The sequence below is a fragment of the Flavitalea plasmicola genome (assembly GCF_030546645.1).
In the GTDB taxonomy this organism is placed as follows: domain Bacteria; phylum Bacteroidota; class Bacteroidia; order Chitinophagales; family Chitinophagaceae; genus Puia.
Window position 1 is genome coordinate 171,557 of the sequence record NZ_JAUOTO010000011.1, and the last position, 17,408, is coordinate 188,964.

At 52.7% G+C, this 17,408-nt stretch carries 11 protein-coding genes; all 11 read right to left on the reverse strand.

From position 1 onward, the window contains the following. Window positions 1-13: 13 nt before the first annotated feature. The 11 genes from Q4E93_RS32775 to Q4E93_RS32825 all read right to left on the reverse strand — a co-directional run bounded on the left by Q4E93_RS32775 (window position 14) and on the right by Q4E93_RS32825 (window position 17,276). Window positions 14-1,000 (reverse strand): Gfo/Idh/MocA family protein, encoded by a 987-nt coding sequence (locus Q4E93_RS32775; protein WP_303592177.1) that lies wholly within the window; start codon window positions 998-1,000, stop codon window positions 14-16. Between the two features lie 23 nt (window positions 1,001-1,023). Next, window positions 1,024-2,070 (reverse strand): alcohol dehydrogenase catalytic domain-containing protein, encoded by a 1,047-nt coding sequence (locus Q4E93_RS32780; protein ID WP_303592178.1) that lies wholly within the window; start codon window positions 2,068-2,070, stop codon window positions 1,024-1,026. Between the two features lie 95 nt (window positions 2,071-2,165). Further along, complete coding sequence (locus Q4E93_RS32785; RefSeq protein WP_303592179.1) at window positions 2,166-2,801, reverse strand: HAD family hydrolase; 636 nt, start codon at window positions 2,799-2,801, stop codon at window positions 2,166-2,168. Between the two features lie 21 nt (window positions 2,802-2,822). Further along, a complete protein-coding gene (locus Q4E93_RS32790; RefSeq protein WP_303592180.1) occupies window positions 2,823-3,692 on the reverse strand; it encodes an AraC family transcriptional regulator in 870 nt (289 codons plus the stop codon). A 23-nt stretch (window positions 3,693-3,715) separates the two neighbouring features. Next, window positions 3,716-3,886 carry a hypothetical protein gene (locus Q4E93_RS32795; protein ID WP_303592181.1) on the reverse strand — a complete coding sequence of 57 codons (171 nt, stop codon included), beginning with the start codon at window positions 3,884-3,886 and terminating at the stop codon, window positions 3,716-3,718. Next, the gene (locus Q4E93_RS32800) at window positions 3,883-5,493 is read right to left on the reverse strand and encodes a RagB/SusD family nutrient uptake outer membrane protein (RefSeq protein WP_303592182.1); all 1,611 of its coding nucleotides are present in this window, start codon (window positions 5,491-5,493) and stop codon (window positions 3,883-3,885) included. The genes Q4E93_RS32795 and Q4E93_RS32800 overlap by 4 nt, the downstream gene beginning before the upstream one ends. A gap of 10 nt (window positions 5,494-5,503) precedes the next feature. Further along, a complete protein-coding gene (locus Q4E93_RS32805; protein WP_303592183.1) occupies window positions 5,504-8,458 on the reverse strand; it encodes a SusC/RagA family TonB-linked outer membrane protein in 2,955 nt (984 codons plus the stop codon). A gap of 129 nt (window positions 8,459-8,587) precedes the next feature. Beyond that, window positions 8,588-10,621 (reverse strand): glycoside hydrolase family 127 protein, encoded by a 2,034-nt coding sequence (locus Q4E93_RS32810; protein ID WP_303592184.1) that lies wholly within the window; start codon window positions 10,619-10,621, stop codon window positions 8,588-8,590. A gap of 238 nt (window positions 10,622-10,859) precedes the next feature. Continuing rightward, window positions 10,860-11,234, reverse strand: a complete 375-nt coding sequence (locus tag Q4E93_RS32815) for an avidin/streptavidin family protein (protein WP_303592185.1) — start codon at window positions 11,232-11,234, stop codon at window positions 10,860-10,862. Window positions 11,235-11,779: 545 nt separating this feature from the next. Further along, entirely contained in the window at window positions 11,780-16,828 is a 5,049-nt protein-coding gene (locus Q4E93_RS32820) for a DUF4132 domain-containing protein (RefSeq protein WP_303592186.1), read from the reverse strand. A gap of 22 nt (window positions 16,829-16,850) precedes the next feature. Further along, window positions 16,851-17,276 carry a hypothetical protein gene (locus Q4E93_RS32825; protein ID WP_303592187.1) on the reverse strand — a complete coding sequence of 142 codons (426 nt, stop codon included), beginning with the start codon at window positions 17,274-17,276 and terminating at the stop codon, window positions 16,851-16,853. Between the last annotated feature and the right edge of the window lie 132 nt (window positions 17,277-17,408).

Below are 17,408 nucleotides of genomic sequence, written 5' to 3' on the forward strand. Positions count from 1 at the left end.
TGTCAATATTTATCTAGTACACTGTAGGTATCTTTACGATCCTTCCGGACTCGAAAGACTCGATGGCCGCCTTCGCGATCCGCAAAGCCCGCCGCCCCATCCGGGCATGCACCGGCGGCGCTGCCTTGGCCCTGAAGGCCGTCAGCATATCACGGAAATGTTTGTCGAAGGCGTAGTGAAACATCCGGTCCTTGTCATTAAAATAGCCGGCCTGCCATACTTCCGCGGTCTCATTGCCCACTTCCTGGAAACTATACTTCTTTGTTGTATCCTCTACCACAACCCGGCCCTTTGTACCGTTGATCTCCAGGTAATGGGTGGAAGGATACGCATAGGAGGTGTCATAGCTGCCCGTGACATTCCCCACGGCGCCTTTGGCAAAATGCAGAGCGATGGCATAGGAGCTGTAACCTTTGCCGGACACATCAGAAGCCTGCATGGCGATGGAGTCGACAGGTCCGCAGAGATGTTCTAGCATGTCGAAACCATGGCACTGGGTCTCGATGAGATTCTCCCATGCATAGCAGGAAGGACCTTCGCCGCCAAAACGCCAGGTGGCATAGACAATGTCACCCAATCTTCCATCCTGTATTGCCTGCCCGGCTTTTTCGACGGGCAGGGCCCATCGATGATTGAAGTTCAGGGCAAAGAAGAGGTTCCTGCTTTCTGCCTCGGCGATGAGCGAATCCGCCTCACCCATATCGAATACCAGCGGCTTCTCGACGAAGAGAGGGATGCCGGCCCGGATGATCTGCAGGGTAGGAAGATAGTGCTCCTTATTCCCAAGGCAGACGCAGATGAGGTCAGGCCGTTCCATTTCGATCATCTTTTGTATATCCGTATAATCGTTGACCCCGAATTCGGCAGCTCTCGCTTTTGTTCTTTCAGGATTTCTGCCCACGATGGCGCAGAACTCCACATCCGGGTGCTCCGAGAGGATGCGGGCATGATGCCAGCCCCACCACTCGCCGGTGCCTGCTAATGCGATCTTTGTCTTCATTTGTTATTACTATTTGGGGAGGGTTAATATTCGGCGATGACCTTGCCGGTATCTCGTCCTACAAACACGCGATACGCCTCTTCCAGTTCCGCAATGGGGTAGGTGTGCGTGATGATCTGATCCAGGTAATCCCTGTTTTGCAGATACAGGTCCAGGTTACCCTGCAGCTCATTGTAGCAGAAATATTCGCTGCCGAGCAACGCCCTTTCGGTGGCGATCATATCAGGAGAGATCTGTAGCTGCAGCTTTTCACCATGACCGACAAAGATCAGGACGCCGCGTTGGGAGAGGACATCCAGGGCTGCACGTCTTGCGGACTCTTTACCGCTGGAGTCGATGGCGACATCGATCTCCTTGAAACCCTGACTGGCGGCGCCTTCAGCCAGGCTGCCTTTATTGAGGTTGATTGGAAGACCACCCAGTTTTTCGGCGAGATCGAGCCTGTACTCGACCACGTCGCTGATGAGCACGGGAAAGTCCTTGCCGTACATGATCTTCGCCATAGCGAGAATGCCCAGTCCGATGGGGCCCGCGCCCAGCACGATCATAGAGGCGGGCGAGGGATGTACCAGCCTTGCGCGTTTGATAGCATGACCGCCGGTACCCATAATATCCAGCAGCAGCGTGCCCTGTGCGTAGGACATACTGTCGGGAATGGGGAAGAAGACGTTCTCGTTGATGACGATATAGGAGCCGTATCCGCCGTCGTGAGTAAAGCCATAGTCGGCACGCTTGTGCAGACATTGATTGGTCGCGCCTTGCTGACAATTCCTGCATTTTCCGCAGTAATCCATCAGGAACACCACACCTCTCGTACCCGGTTTTATACGGGTATCCGGACCCGCCGCGGCGACAACGCCGGCAATCTCGTGACCGGGTGAGACAGTGTCATTACCATTGAAAAGATACGCGAAATCCGAACCGCAGAGGGAATTAGCTTTATTCTGCAGCAGGAGCTGACCCGGACCGGGCGAACCCACCGACTTGTTAATGAATGCAATTTTTCCTTTTCCTAAAAATCGGGCAAAGCTTGCTTCTTTGGGGATGGCAGGCGTGTAAGACGTTGACATAGATGTTGGTTGCTTGAGTGTTCGATGAGATTGATCAAGCCAAAAGTAAAGATTAAAGGAGGTGGCCGATGATACGGCGTTGGCCAGTAATTGAACTATCTTGATATTTGATAGTGGCGGGAGATATACTGCGTCAGCGCTGAAAGATCACTGAAATGTTCACCGGGCAGATGGACGCCAAAACAGGTCAGGCCGGCAGCTGTAGCTGATCGCATACCGCTGGGCGTGTCTTCTATAGCAATACAATACGATTTATCGACATACAGCAGTTCCACCGCCCGCTGATAGGGCTCAGGGTGCGGTTTGACATGCCTGACATCATCTCTTGTAACAATATGCTTAAACCTCTCTTCCAACCCTATCCGCGACAATATCACACGTACCTCACCTTTTGAGCTGGACGTCACCAGCACCATAGGCAGACCTGCAAAAAAGTCAAGCGTCTCCAGCGCATAAGGCATCAGCCTGATCTCTTCATCCCGAAAGGTCTGCAACATCATGGCCTCTCTTTTAGCCACCATTTCTTCCAGCGAAACATCCAGCCGAAAGACATCTATCAGTTTCTGCGCATTCGTCGCCAGGGCCACACCCGCGTATTGCTTCATATACGTGTCGTGATCCAGGTGCTGCCCATAATGCCCGATCAGCGCATTCCAGCAATTGTAATGGCTTATCTCGGAGTCGATGAGGGTGCCGTCCAGGTCGAAAAGTATAGCTTTTAATGTTTGCATGCTTGGTGCGCCTTGCTGAATTTAATGAACCTTGCTCACCAAAAAATGTCGCTGATACTCCATCGGCGTTTTGCCTTTGATAGCCTTGAACTTACGATTGAAATAGGAGACATTGTTGAAACCCGCTTCCCCGCTGATCTGCGAGATGCCCATATTATTACCTTGCAGCAGCTTGCACGCATAGCCGATGCGGAAGTCGATGAGAAATTCCGACAGGGTCTTGCGGGTGAATTTTTTAAAGTATCGGCAGAAGGCGGAAGGAGAGAGATAGGCGATAGCCGCCACTTCATCTAAAGTAAGATCTCTTTTAAAATTTTGCACGATATAGTCATATACTTTGTTCATCCGGGAGCTTTCCTCATCGGAGACAGACGTATTGGTAAAGCCGGGACTGGACAAAAGAAAATAGTCGTGTGACATGGACAGGGTATGCAGGATCTGCAACACCTCGATGATCGTCTCCGCCGGCGTCATGGAGGGCAGATCGATGATCTTCTTCATCAGCATCTCTCTTGTCTCTCCCGTAAAGCAGATGCCGCGGGTGGATTTATCCAGTAGCTCTCTGATCTTCTGAAAGGGCTTCCTGTCGAAAAAACTCATGCCTAGGAAATTCTCATGGAACTGGATCACGACCTGGCTGACGGCGTCCTTGCTGCTAAGAAGACCTTTTGAATGAAATTTATGAGGCAGGTTCGAGCCGAACATACATAGATCCACCGCATTGAAATTGGTGATGCTGTCGCCGACAAATCGCTGGCCGCTGCTCTCGAGGATGAGGATGATCTCATATTCCGGGTGGAAATGAAAGGGAAAATCATTGTGCTCAAAGCTTTCTTCCTTGACCACCAGTAGATTGTCGGGGCTTACGATGTTTTCACGGAAAATTCTCATACTGGCACTAAATTAAGCAAATTCTATAAATGCGCAGCCCTTCCCAGGTAGTTATTGGCTTTCTCTTGCTGAACCAATGCAGCCGCCAGTTTCCCCTCTATACTGTAAAACGTAGGATCCAGAAAAGGCAGCAGGATGGCCAGCCCTTTGAAGAGACGCATCCTGCTGCTGCATATACGAGGTGGACGGGTCATTTATAGCCGTCATTTTGATCCAGGTTCGGGTTGGAATTCAACGCCGCCTGCGGGATGGGGAAGATCGTGCGATAGTCGCCATTGGGCTTATGCGACAGCCAGCTTTTTTTGGTGAACACGCCAAATCGGATGTCATCCCTTCTGCGTTGGGCCTCCCAGGGGAACTCATAGCCCAGCTCGTCCAGCATGCCGCCGAATTGGACAGCCGACTGATCGCCCGGATCGACGATGTTATAATTCTCGACATACCCGTAGTGATACTTGCTGTTGCCCTGGAGCTGCGCTCCCGTCACCGTTGCCTTTGCTGGATCGGCAAAAGCCCTGTTACGCACATTCGTCACGATCGCCGCGGCATCGTCTGCATGCCCCGTGCGTAGCAAACACTCTGCCTTCATCATCATCACCTGGGCAAGACGGAAAAAAGGAAAGTCGTTGCTCAGATCGGCTAGCGCGCCGGTCTTTACCTCGAACTTATTCATCCGGTAACCTTCCGTCTCGCTGGTGAAGAGGCCGTCGGGCAGGTGATTCACAAAGTTCAGCGGTTGCCCGTTTTTGTCATAAGAACCCTTCAACGGCGTCACGCCGTCAGACTTGAACTGCGGGCCCATCAGCCAGGTATCGCCCAGTCGATGGTCGTCACTGCTATAAGTGTCGATGAACTGGGGAATACCCTGCGCGGAGCCGGAACCCCACGGCGTGGCCTGCATATTATATTTATCTTTCATCGCGCCATGCCACGAGTACATCTCCACAAAGAAGCCCTGCCCCTGGTTCTCATCGAAGGGGACGGCAAAAATGATCTCGCTGGAATTCTCATTCTGGGTCTTGAAGATATCCTTATAGGCGCCTTCCAGGTGATAACCCGGAGAGCCCAGTATGTCATTACATTGCGCGAGACATTCCTGCCATTTGGCCTGACCCGTATAAACCTCCGCGTTTAGATAGATATTGGCGAGCAAGGCCTTGGCCGCCCATTTGTTGAATCTGCCGTACATGAGCTTATCCGTGTTCTCGCTCAGACTGGGCAGCGCATCATTGATATCCTTTACAATAAAGTCATAGATCTCCTGCCGCTTGGCGGTGGAAGGAAGTTCCGTAGCAGTCGAATTGACCAGGGGGGCATTGCCAAAATTGTCGCAGATCTGCCAGTAATAGAAAGCACGAAGCACTTTCATCTCGCCGATAAGACCTTCCTTTGTCGTTCCGGCAGCCGGCGGGATGACGTCTTTGTCCAGCTGATCCAATACCCTGTTACAATTGGTGACACCGGCATACAGCTGCAGCCACATATTGATCATCTGCGGATTCTCGGAGTTCCAGGTGTGCAGATGGATCCGTTTATAGATGCCCGCATCTTCCCAGCCCGATGAATTGGCTGGCATCACTAATTCGTCCGAGCTCGTCTCCTGCAACATATACCAGTTCGAATGGGAGAAGAGTCCGCGCAGATTGGCATAGGCGATACCCATGGCCGCATAAGCATCCGTGTATTTATAGGTTTGTGCGGACAGGTCGGAATAGGTGATCTCTTTGAGATCGCCCTTACAGCCGGGCAGGGTCACCGAGGCCAGCAGAAGAACAAGACATATATTTTTTATCGTAGACATATTATACAGTTTAGAAAGTAAAGAATCCACCCAGTGTATAGCTTGTGATGGCGGGATATCGGTTCCTGTTGTCCACACCCGGCGCAAGACCCAGGATGGACACTTCGGGATCGATGCCTTTATAGCCGGTGAAGGTCTTCAGGTTCGACGCCGACGCATATACACGCACGGTCTTTATATATTTAGTCTGAAGACGCAGGTTGTACCCCAGGGTGACATTATCGATCTTCCAGTAGCTGCCGTTCTCGATATAATAGCTGACATAGCTGACGGATTGATCATCGGCCAGGGGACGCTTGCCATAAACCTTGTCATAAGCGGTCTTCAGGAGGTTACCGCGGGTCATCATGACGGGTGCGTCGTACCAGATTCGGGGCGTGTTCAGGATCTGGAAATCAAACGCACCGCGCATGGTGATGTTCAGATCGAAATTTTTGTACGACAGGCTATTGTTCCAGCTGAGATAATGCTTGGGTAGCCCGTTGCCGATGATCATCTTATCATCCGCCTGCGCCTGCACGATGGGTTTGGGTTTGCCATCCTTTCCCAGGATGATCCAATGGCCCTGGTCATCGATATCCACGCTTTTGAAGCCGTAAAAATTGCCGACGGGCAGGCCGATCTGTACCCGGCTGGTGGGCGTCTGGATGGGCTCAGCCAGGAAGCCCGCGTCGAAATAGCCACTGGCCAGCTGGAAATGCTTGTCGGAGAGGGAGAGGATCTTGTTGCTGTTGGTGGAATAGTTCACCTGGGTATTCCAGGTAAGGTCCTTGCCCTGGATGACGGCAAAGTTCAGCTGAACCTCTACACCCTTGTTCTGCATGGAGGCGGCATTGGCCGTGATGTTGTTATACAGATAGGGAGGCGTGGATACAGGATAGTTGAAGAGAAGGTCGCTGGTGGTCCGTTTGTAATAATCCACCGTTGCCGTGAGCCTGTTGTTCATAAAGCCGATGTCTACGCCGATATTCAGTTCCTTTTTCTTCTCCCAGCGAAGATCGGGATTGGCATTGCTGGACGGGTTGATGACCTGGATCCATTGACCGTTGATCAGCGTATAGGTATTGAAGTTGATCCTGTCAAGGGAGAGATAGGGAGTAGACGGCTCCGTCCCCGTAATGCCATAGCCTGCGCGGAATTTCAGGGAGCTGATAGTCTTAATGTCTATAAGAAAAGATTCCTGCTTGGCATTCCAGCCAATGGAGGCGGCGGGAAAGTTGCCGTATTTGTGGTTGCTACCGAATTTGGAAGAGCCTTCCCGCCGGATACTGGTCGCCAGCAGGTATTTATCCTGGAAGCTATAGTTTAATCTGAAGAAGTAACCCACCAGCTTGTTCTGGCTGCGATAAGAGTTCTCCACACCCTGGCCGCGGCTCAATGCCCGGCCGGACTGCAATGAGTTATAAGAATAGTCATCCGTTGGGAAGTCATAGTTCTGCGCATAGAAGCTTTGGACGTCGTTTTGCCGCCAGCTGTAGCCGGCCAGACCAGTGACCGTATGATCGCCGATACTTCTTTTATAGTTGACGGTCGCTTCCAGCAGGTCTTCCACGCTGCGTTGAGCGCCTCTGGCGGCATAGCCATTCTTGCCGTCATGAAGCGTAGAGTAATTCTGCCTGGTCTCGGAGTAGCCGGCCAGGTTATTCAGCAGGTCACGTGACACCAGCAGCCTGATGTCCAGGTCCCTGATGGGCGTCAGCACGGCAGTACCGGAAGTGCGCAGATCGGTGTTCTGCTGCATCCCATCCGAGGTGTATAGCAGGGACACGGGATTCGCATAATCCGTCTTGTCCGTATGCTCGGTAAAAGTCCCGTCAGGATTACGGACGGGTTGGGTGGGATTGAGATAGATCGCATTGCGGTAGACATCACCTCTGAAGCCGCCGCCGTCAAACCCGAAATAGTTCTGCTCATAGCCATTGATATTGGCATTCAGCTTCAGCATCCCGTTGAACATGCTATGGTTGACCTCCAGTCGCGGATAGATGATCTTGTTGTTGCTCCGCTGCATGATGCCGTTGAGATTCCTGTAATTGATATTGACGATGTAGTTGGTATTCTCGGATGAGCCGCGCAGGTCGAGATTGTATACCTGTGACAAGGGCTTTTGCATGACTTCTTTTAGCCAGTCCGTGCTGCCGCCGTAGTCAGTGGCGCCGGGCTTGCCTTGTTGTACGTATTGACGGTATTCGCTGGCGGAAAGGAAGTCAAGACGCTTGGTGATGCGTTGGGTAGTGAAGTAGGTATTAAGATCCATTTTGGGAGCTGCGGAGCCTTTGGATTTGCGGGTAGTGATGAGGATGACCCCGTTGGTGCCCCTGGTACCGTAGATGGCGGCGGCGGACCCGTCTTTCAGCACGTCAATGGATTCGATGTCTTCCGGCGCGACGGATGTCAGCGTGCCGGGGACACCGTCGATGATGACAAGGGGAGTGGTGCTCGCATTCAGGGTGGCGATACCGCGGAGATTGACCTGGGCGGTCCCGGTGGGATTGCCGTCGGTGGTGACTACGGAGAGGCCCGCGACCTTCCCGCGGATCAGCTGGGCGGCGTCACCTGCGGCGCCTTTCACAAAATTCTCGGATTTTACGCTGGCCACGGCACTCGTGATCTCTCCTTGCCGCTGGGTGCCGTAACCCACTACGATGACCTCATTCAGCCCCTTGGCTATTTCGGTCATGGTCACATCGATGGCTGTCTTGCCTTCCGTAAAGCTGACTTCCTGCGATGCATACCCGAGATTGGTAAAGATCAGCGTGCCGCTGCTTTGCGGAGATTTTACAGTGTAATGACCGTTGACGTCCGTGGTGGCACCGATGGAGCTGCCTTTCAGCATGATGCTGACGCCGGCCAGCGGATTGTTCCTGCTATCCGACACCTTACCGGTGATGGTTACGGGATCTGCTGTAGCAGCAGATGCCTGCAGGAAAAGGAGGATTGATAAAAAGCATGTCAAAATTTTCATACATTTTGGTTGTTTAACTGATGCAATCGTTTACAATGTTAGCCGGTGGAATAGGGCAATAGATTGCCCGGGGCGAGTCTTACACAACACCCGAAGCCTTCGAAGAAGGCTTCCATACATCATGAATATCTATCTTGGTTTCTCCGGAAGCCAGACCTGGTACGCAGCGCCCGCCTGGCGGTTGCCCAGCGCATAAAAGGGAATAGCTGTAAAACTTTTAGACTGACCTGCATCATCGACGCCCACACCGCTGACCACGTTGACGCCGTTGAGCAGCTGCGCCTTATACTGTACCTTCAATTGGGTGCCGGGACGGATGTGCAGACGCGCCAGTGCCGGATTGTCGATGGCTTCCAACCCGTATATCACCGGGCCCGCGGCGATCGCCATCTTGCCTTTCAGCGTTGCGATGGAGTCGGAAGGACTGATCAGCCGGGGCTGGACAGGAAGATTAAGCTCGATGATGTCTCCTTTTTTCCAGGTGCGGCGGATGACGGCGTATCCTTTTTCGGGCGCAACTGCGATGGATTTGCCATTCACTTTTAAAGTGGCAGCGCCTTCTACACGCCCTTTATACAACCCAAAAGGGTTTTCCTTTCCCTGTGCCCAGCCTGGAATACGTACGTGTACCGCAAACTCACCAGCCCGTGCCGGATCCACCTCGATCTTTGTGCGGCCTTTCCATGGATATTCCGTGAATTGCCTGAGCTGGAGATCCGAACCTTTCATGGTGATGGCTGCTTCGCTGCCGATGAACAGGTTGACATACACGCCGTCGTCATCATAGGCATAGATGAATTGGGGCAGGGCGCCGGCCAGCTTCAGGATCATGGGAGGGCAGCAAGGACAGTCGTGCCATTGCCAGCGGCGATGGTCGTTGGCGATCAAGGGATTTTCATAGAAGTAGCGGTGTCCATCCAGCGAAACGCCGGAGAGAAAGTTGTTGTAGGCCACTCTTTCGAATTCGTCCATGTATCGGCCGTCGGCTTCCAGCTCCAGCATCCTTTCGCTAAAAAAGCCCGCTCCGATGGAGGCGCAGGTCTCCAGGTAGGCAGATTCCGGCAGGAAGAAGTCGGCACCAAAACGTTCGCCATCGGCGATAGCGCCCTCACCACCTGTGATGAACATGCGCTTGCCGATCATATTGTCCCAGTAGCGATTGGCCGTCTGGCGGTAGGCCGGATCGCCCGTCTCCACAGCCGTAGCCGTCACACCGGTGGCCAGCAGGGTTGCGCGGACCGCATGACCTTCGATGCTGGGTTGCTGTAATACGGGCATATGATCCTGGTTGTAGGAACTGTCGCTCTTCCGGGCATGGCTGCCATCGGCCTCTCCATAATTGCCTCGTTCTTCGACCCAGAATTTCGCCATAGCAAGATAGTCCTGTTCGTGGACGGCGACGCCCAGCTTGTTCTTCAACGCCGGCTGATCCCTGAAAAGCTGGTAAAGCTTCAGCATACACTCTTCCGGACCGCCATGACCCGGAATGACATTGAGCTTCGGAGCCGGTCCGATCACCGTACAGATGTAGTTGCTGAGCCTGACGGCAACTTCCAGGAGGCGGGTCTTACCCGTAGCCTTGTAATAGTGGACGGCGGCTTCTATCAGCATGCCCGAGTTGTAGATATCGTGCTGCCATTTGTCGTCCCCGCCATTGGTGCCCCAGCGTTGACGGCTGCGCATGAGAGTGGTATAGGTGTTGATATAGCCGTCGGGGTCCGCGGCCTGGGCGGCGGCGATCCTTTCGACATAGCCGTCGATCCTGCGCGCCAGCGCGGAGTCGGGATTTTCCATCAGCAGGTCGGCAGCACCGCGAAGCGTCTCATATACCAGCCCGTCATACCAGGGCGGCCCGTCATGCTGGCCGATGTCCTTTTTACCCTGCGCTACCAGGTCGAAGTTGAGGAAGGCATTGCGGGTACGGCCCCATCTGGCCTTTTCAGCGATGATGTCCGGGCGGTCCGGCTCATACTTGCCTTCCAGCTTGTCCAGGACGTCGTACACCGTCTCCGTGCTCCAGGTCTTCAGCCGGGGACTCCAGAAGGCATCATCGACGCGAACCTGTCGCAGATCCAGTGGACGGAGGCTTTGCGACCGGCCCGAATACGAAAAAAGAAGGGATACAACACACAACAGGGCAATACAACGTTTACAAATGGTCATAAGTAGTTCTTGGTTTGTGTTAACAATAGAGGATAAGGGTAATATCTAACAGGGAGGTAGGAGTGGCAGCCATTGGTATGCAAGTTGGGGCGAAACTGCAACGCCTTTTTGCACGATCTTGCCCTTTTCTGACACTCTCTTGATAAAAATAGTGCAAGGGCGGCTGGGATGGTTTTTCTCTGGGTATTCTTACAATCATATGAAACTTATCATTTGGCCATGATGCCATTTGGGACCCCTATTTGTCGATCTGCTCGAAGGTATCGGCACCCGTACTCATAGCCTGCCACCAACTAAGTTTCGTTTTCTGAGGCAGCTCCCCTTCGGCACCGGGATGTATGGCGGAATCAGTCACTACGTACCACAACGTTTCCAATTTGCCATCGCGCAACAGACCTGTGTATGTAACCAACATGTTACCTGCGGGTGTCATACTGCCTCCGGAAATCCCAATGCAATCTCCCTGACACATGCCTGAAACATCAACCTCCTGACCGTAAAACGCACTGTCTTTCAATGCTGTTCTAAATTTTCCCGCTATCTTGTGGTTCGATTCACAAGTGATCTCGATGATGGATCCGTATTGGTTTCTCCATTTTCCTAACCAGCTCATAAAAAAAGCATTTTTTTTAAAATGATAAGCGCATTATCCTTTTACCCGTTACCCGCTTCAAAAAACGTTCCATTGATCTGGGTAGGTCGAGGCAGCCGAAAAACGAAATTAACCATCACCCATTATTGATGCCACGCTGTACGAGCGAAATTATTTATTGATTGCTCTGGGGATTTTTGTGGCCGGAAGCTGCCAGGAGAGCAATACGCCAAAACAAGGGTCACTGAAAAACGACAAGGTGCTTCTGAATATCTCCATTCGACCTGCCTTCAATGAAACATCAGAAATCAATCTGGTAAACTCAGATTCAACAAAACGCATTCAAATCAATCGCTGTTGGGCACCCTTCGAAATACCTTTCAAGATTCGGTTATTACAGCGTATTTTGACGATATAGAGGTATACGTCGACGACTCAAAGTCCCACAGGGCAGATCCGAAAAGGAAAATAGACCGAATGCGAATGGACAAATACCACTGGACCATTCGAAACCCTCAACCCGCCCACGGAAAAGTCAAATAGTCCTACAACATCAGACGTCAATCCTAACGCAACTGCTCGAGAATCACCGGGTCTTTGATCTCCTTGTCCCGTGCCAGCAGCAGCACCTTCGACAGTAATTCGGCCGAACGAGGGTCGTCGTCGACGAAGGGAAGGAAAATCCGGCCACGGTGTTGTGAATGCACGGGCAGGATCGACACATAGCCCGAAAGGACCCGATGTACGACGGCACTGCCGAGGTGAACGCTGTACTCACCCATCGTGCCTTTGATGAGTACGTGGCTGCCCTCTATTGTAACATTGTTCAGCTTGAACAACCGGACGGTCTCGCGGAGCAGGGCAGCGCGCATCTCGATCGAGGAATGACTGGCCTCCGGATCCACGCCACCGGCATGAGCGACGCTTACGACAAGGTCGACATCCCGCATCACCTCGCTGAAGATGCGGGGATGGATAGACGAAAAGGAAACGTTCTTGTAGGTCTTCAGGTCGGTGAAGCTAACAGTCTCCAGCGTGGGGTTCTCAATATCCGCCGGCGAGAACCAATCCGCCATGGCATGCATTTGGGCTGCAAACCCCTCCTTGTGGAAAACTTTTTGGAGGCCCTCCTCATAATTCACCTTCCACCCCCGGCCTCGCAGCAGCGCCACGGTTTGTTTCGGCTGGATCTGATGGCCTGCATACCGGCGCGACACCGAACCTTCCTGCTGTTCGTCCGGTGTGGGGAGGTATAGTTCCCGGAAGATCTGTTTGAAAGGCTGCTCCAATTTCTGATCGAAGGCAACCCGTTGATAGCCGGCCCAGGATTTTGTCCTGTGCAGATCCGTACAGTGTGCAATGCGAAGCGTATCCCCGTTCGTCAGACCGATCGCTTCCCCCTGGTCGCTGACCAGGGCGCCCTCCTTATAAAACCCGTGACCTTCCCGGTTATCGAAAATGAAGACAAGTTTTTCGAGGTGACGGGCAATCACCGGATGGGAGAATAGATTGACGATCTCGGGCTGCTGGAAGCGATCGCCTCTGACCATGGCTTCCTCCAACCCCTTTCTGCTGCGCCTGAACTGTTCCCTCAGGGTTTTCTTAAAGCCATTAAGCTCCTCCACCTTTACGTCCTTCTTATACTTTGCCGGGATTGCCTTGAGCGGCTTGTCCTCTTTGAACGCCACAACATCGGCCTGCCCTTCCTCATCGATCACCAACCCGATCATCACATCGTCATATTGCACCTGGGTCTCTTTGGCGAGGATGGCCTGCACCTGCCGGGTCTCCATCGCCCAGGTGAGGCGGATGGGATCGGGGTATCCCGCATTGCGGGCCAGGTTATCCAGGGCCACGGATACGGCCGCGGCCTCGCTGGCCTGCTTCTGGGCCCCAAACTGGCGGCTTCCCTTTTTGAATTCCTGAATGAACTCGTACCGTGCAAGGATGTCCTTTTCCGCGTCCGTCCTGCTCAGGGGAGCAAGGCCATAAATTCGAACGTAGTCCTGGTCGCGCTTACTGCTGATCTTCTCGGTGACGTCTTTCAGGCTGAGGTTGCCGACCAGCACATCGGCGTAGATGCGGGCGCGGCGATGGCCATTGCCATCAGTGATATATTTAGCGGCATCATACACAAGGGGCCAGCGTTCCTTTCCGATCTCGTTATAGGCTCGCCAGAACCAGTCCTTATCCACGGCTCCGTCCTTGAATTCCTGTACGTCCAGGGAGGAATGCCGGGCGACCTCACTTTCCGTTTCGGCATTCTGGGCATGGAAGCCATCGGTCTTTGTGTGTGCATGCATCCACCAGATAGCAGTATCCAGGCCGGTCCAACCGAGGTAAGCGCTAACGAATCGCTGCCATTGGGGCGCGTACATGGCTGCTTCGACGAGCCGTTCTTCGGAGACCTTGATGGATTTCACGGCCATGTTGAATTCTTCCTGCGTGTCGGTGTCCAGCGGATCGCAATTCTTTAAAAGAACGCTGAATACCTCCTGTTTTTCCGTTGCGGATGTTCCATAGGTATACCACCCTTTCCGCAGGGTGGTCTTGCCCAGCCCGGCGAGAATCTGGGTCAACCTGCCGATACCATAAAGACTCATGAGCGAACCCATCAACGGCGACACGGAGGTGGGCATATCTCCACGCTTTAGCTCGATATCCAGTAAATGGTCCCGGACGGAATCGAGCATGCCGCGTAAAAAGCCAAAGCGCCCCAAAAAATCCTGATCATGGGCGTATTTCTTTTTTCGGGTGAGCATACCGATATTTTCTTTATTCAGCAGGGCGCGAAGCATATCGTGTTCGTTGATGATGCCTGCTTCGTATGCGCGGCAAAAGAGCATCAGGGGCGGGATCGAGTATATTATATTCTCCTCCCGGCCGGAAAACTGACGCCAGTGGTACAGATCCCAAAGCTTGGGGAGTAATTTCCCTTCAACCGCCGAAAGATCGATATCATTTAAAAAAAGCTGGAGGTTTCTATTGTGCTGCCAGCCATCGCCATGACTCATATAACGGCCCTCTGCTGGCTTTGATTTCAACTCGTCTTCTCCCAGAGAGGCAAAGAGACGCGTGGCCGCGCCCAACAAGAACTCATCGGCGTGATCCATGGGGTGCAGGATATTCAGCGCAGTCAGAACGCCATAAAAGGGATTACCATAGTAGTGTAACCGCGGCAAATAGCCCTCCGGCACAAATTCCCGTCTAGCCGGCAGCTGATCGCGATAATATCTTTCGTCTGCGCTGCAAGCCAAAAGCAGGATCGAGATGTCCCCCGGCTCGAACTTCCATTTTGCATGCCATTCCAACCAGACCTCGGGCAGGGGATAGGAGCGGTATCTTTCTTCCTTAGTGGAGTAGTTTTTATTGTGGAATTCCTGCCTGAACATATTGCCCAACAACACCTTTTCCCTTGCATTCATATAATTCTCGACCTCGTATTCATGGTTCGCGTGCTTCTCAATCAGGTGGGCCAGATCAAGCATTGCTTCTTTTATCGTCGCCATCGGCATCGATAGGCCGTACGGACGCCGCGCCATCAGTCGTTCGTACAGGCTATTTTTATCGATCACCGGCTTGACCACCGGGGCGCATTTCGACGGATCATAAATACCGTAGCCATTCGCGGCAGAAACGTCCTTTGTTTCGCCGGAATCGGTCAACTGGGACAAAAGGATCTCTTCTTTCGGCGAGACCTTTCGTTGCCGGAACGCTTCTATCCACCCGGATGCCTGCGCCAGCGACCGCTTTTCCTTATGAAGCTGAAGTAGGATATCAAGGCCGGCCAGGCGCTGCTCGCCATCGCCTTTCAACAGCTGTTCAATGATAGGGACTAGCTTTTCGGTGTCCTGGCGAAGCAGGATCGAGATGATGTTGCCCCTAAATCCAGCGCCCTTTCTTTTTAACCACTCGGAGAACGGAGCCAGTTCTTCTTTCGAGAACGCCTCGTCTTGCAAGGCTTTGAATCCCACTTCGAATTCGCTTCTGTCTCTTAGCATCAGCAGCGCAAAGCTGCGTTGGCTTTCCGTCAACGGCTTCTTTTTTACCTTTTGATCCTGAGGAGCCCATCCAGCATAGTCCGGCAAGATCTTTCTACACAGGTTCCGCTTTATCTCGCTATCCATGTCTTCCAAATACCCTATGAGTACCTGCAGTCGTTGAGGGAACTCCCCTACAAGCGCCAACAGCGCCTTAAGGAGCTCCTTGCGTTCGAACCGTATCTTCAGCCAGGAGAATATATAGCTTTCAAAGGTCTTTTCTTTTATGGTCACCCGCTGGTATAGAGCATTCAGGCGGTCGAACAGGTCAGGAAACTGCTGATCGTAATACTCGAAGTTGTTGTTGGCCATCGCCTCAATTTCCAGCGCCACAACGGCCAACGGCTGGAGCTCAATATCCGTCAATATGGGGTAATACAGCGGCATCTTTATCTTGTAGTGCGCCGTTTGAGAGGCGAAGAAAAGGGCGAGGGTACGTTTCTCTACAGTTCCATTTTTGCACAGGTCCTGCAAATACGGCATGGTCTTCTCCACGTCATAGACGGCTTGCGCCCAAAGCGCCATATAGACATCCGCGTTGTTTTCAGAGTGGACTCCCTCGGGAATAGCATCGACGTCCTCCAGGTATAAGGCGGCTTTTTGGAGGAAGCTGCGAACGGTCGTGTCCTTTTCGCTATGCCATCCCATCCCGGCCCAGACATCCACCGACCTGACGACCGACGAAAAACGGAGCAGGTCGTTATCGAGGATCACCCGGATGAAATGCTTCAGCGCGCCGATGCTTGTTTCATCCATCGCCTCGAGAACGGTCTGGCGTAGCCCTTCCTGGCGCTGGGCGGCCAGCAGCAACTTTTCCACGGTGGTCCAGGCGGCAGGTTGTTCGCTGTTGAGGAGGGCCTTGATGATACTCCGGGTGACTTTTCCTTCAGGATCCTTATTGTAGATTATATCCTCCAGGAGTTGTAAGACCTCTTTATTGCCGAGGTCGATGGCGGACGACCAGACCCGGAAAACTTCCGGGTTATTGTCCCCGGTGAGGTGGTTGTACCGGATCTGCTCCATCAGATCGAGGTCAAAATATTGGTATTTGTAGCCGTTGTCGTACACTTGGCTAAACGGCTTGCGGAGAATGTGGATAATGAATTCGATTTGCCGCTGAAAATAGATATGCCGCTCGCCGGGAGATCGGAATGAACGCCGGGAGTACCCGGACTGGTACATCTGGTATCGCATCTGTTGCCAGGCGTGGCGAACATACCGGGCCTTTTCCTCACCGAAGAAATAGACGAGCAAATTGAAATTGCCCGGCGAGTTCCAGTCATCTTCGGTGAGCTTCATGATGCCGATGTATCTTTCGCCGCCGAAAGGGGCGGTCGCAAAATTTGACCAACTGGACTCGGTATCCTTGTGCTCGGGGTGCTGATTGATCAACAGAAGACCGAGTTCGGCATTCTCTTTTGTCAGCAGCGATGGCTCCCGCTTGCCGGAGAAGATCCGGCCGATGATGCCACCGGCAGCTTCGCCCCGGTAAGCCTTGAGCAGTTCGGACTTATATTGGATGAACGGATCGGGTATCTTTCTTGCTACCAATAAAGGGTTGGCGATTTGTTCCATAAAATAAGTTGAAAATCAATACTTACCAATAGCTGCCGGCCAGAAAGGTAAGCCGGATGAAGGTAATGACGGTGGTTGGGTTAAGAGAGATGGTTTCTGTACTATCTGTAAATTCCCGGTCGTCCGCAAACAATGCAAAAAGGCCGTCGGCATGAGCCTGAAGGGCTATTCGCTTTGCTGCCCCGGGATCGGCCTTTGCTTCATTGTAGATACTGCCAAATCCTACCTTACCTTTGACGGCGGCATCGTCGACGGCCTCCTGATCCATGAAAGGCAAGAGAGACTTTTCGAGTGGCTTGTCGTTGTATTCCCGAACCTGTTGTTCGACAACCGCCTCGATGAGACGCTGCACAGTGGGGTTAGACCCGATGTCCTCGATCTCTATTTGTCTCTTATCTATTAGAGCGTGCTTTCGGCCAAGCTGTTTTGCGGAAATGGTAAGTTGCATTCGTCGGTTAAAAGTGCTGGTAAGATAAGGAATTTCCATATCATTTATTGCCCCACCGGTCACCCAGTAAAGCTGTTTCCTATTGGCTAAATTAGTAAGTTAAGGTAATACCTCCACCCAATCCCATATCAC

Excerpts from the sequence above, each read along its gene's own strand:
- Q4E93_RS32825 (WP_303592187.1), bottom strand. The coding sequence starts at position 17,276 with ATGCAACTTACCATTTCCGCAAAACAGCTTGGCCGAAAGCACGCTCTA.
- Q4E93_RS32810 (WP_303592184.1), bottom strand. The coding sequence starts at position 10,621 with ATGACCATTTGTAAACGTTGTATTGCCCTGTTGTGTGTTGTATCCCTT.
- Q4E93_RS32780 (WP_303592178.1), bottom strand. The coding sequence starts at position 2,070 with ATGTCAACGTCTTACACGCCTGCCATCCCCAAAGAAGCAAGCTTTGCC.
- Q4E93_RS32795 (WP_303592181.1), bottom strand. The coding sequence starts at position 3,886 with ATGACCCGTCCACCTCGTATATGCAGCAGCAGGATGCGTCTCTTCAAA.
- Q4E93_RS32800 (WP_303592182.1), bottom strand. The coding sequence starts at position 5,493 with ATGTCTACGATAAAAAATATATGTCTTGTTCTTCTGCTGGCCTCGGTG.
- Q4E93_RS32790 (WP_303592180.1), bottom strand. The coding sequence starts at position 3,692 with ATGAGAATTTTCCGTGAAAACATCGTAAGCCCCGACAATCTACTGGTG.
- Q4E93_RS32775 (WP_303592177.1), bottom strand. The coding sequence starts at position 1,000 with ATGAAGACAAAGATCGCATTAGCAGGCACCGGCGAGTGGTGGGGCTGG.
- Q4E93_RS32820 (WP_303592186.1), bottom strand. The coding sequence starts at position 16,828 with ATGGAACAAATCGCCAACCCTTTATTGGTAGCAAGAAAGATACCCGAT.
- Q4E93_RS32805 (WP_303592183.1), bottom strand. The coding sequence starts at position 8,458 with ATGAAAATTTTGACATGCTTTTTATCAATCCTCCTTTTCCTGCAGGCA.
- Q4E93_RS32815 (WP_303592185.1), bottom strand. The coding sequence starts at position 11,234 with ATGAGCTGGTTAGGAAAATGGAGAAACCAATACGGATCCATCATCGAG.
- Q4E93_RS32785 (WP_303592179.1), bottom strand. The coding sequence starts at position 2,801 with ATGCAAACATTAAAAGCTATACTTTTCGACCTGGACGGCACCCTCATC.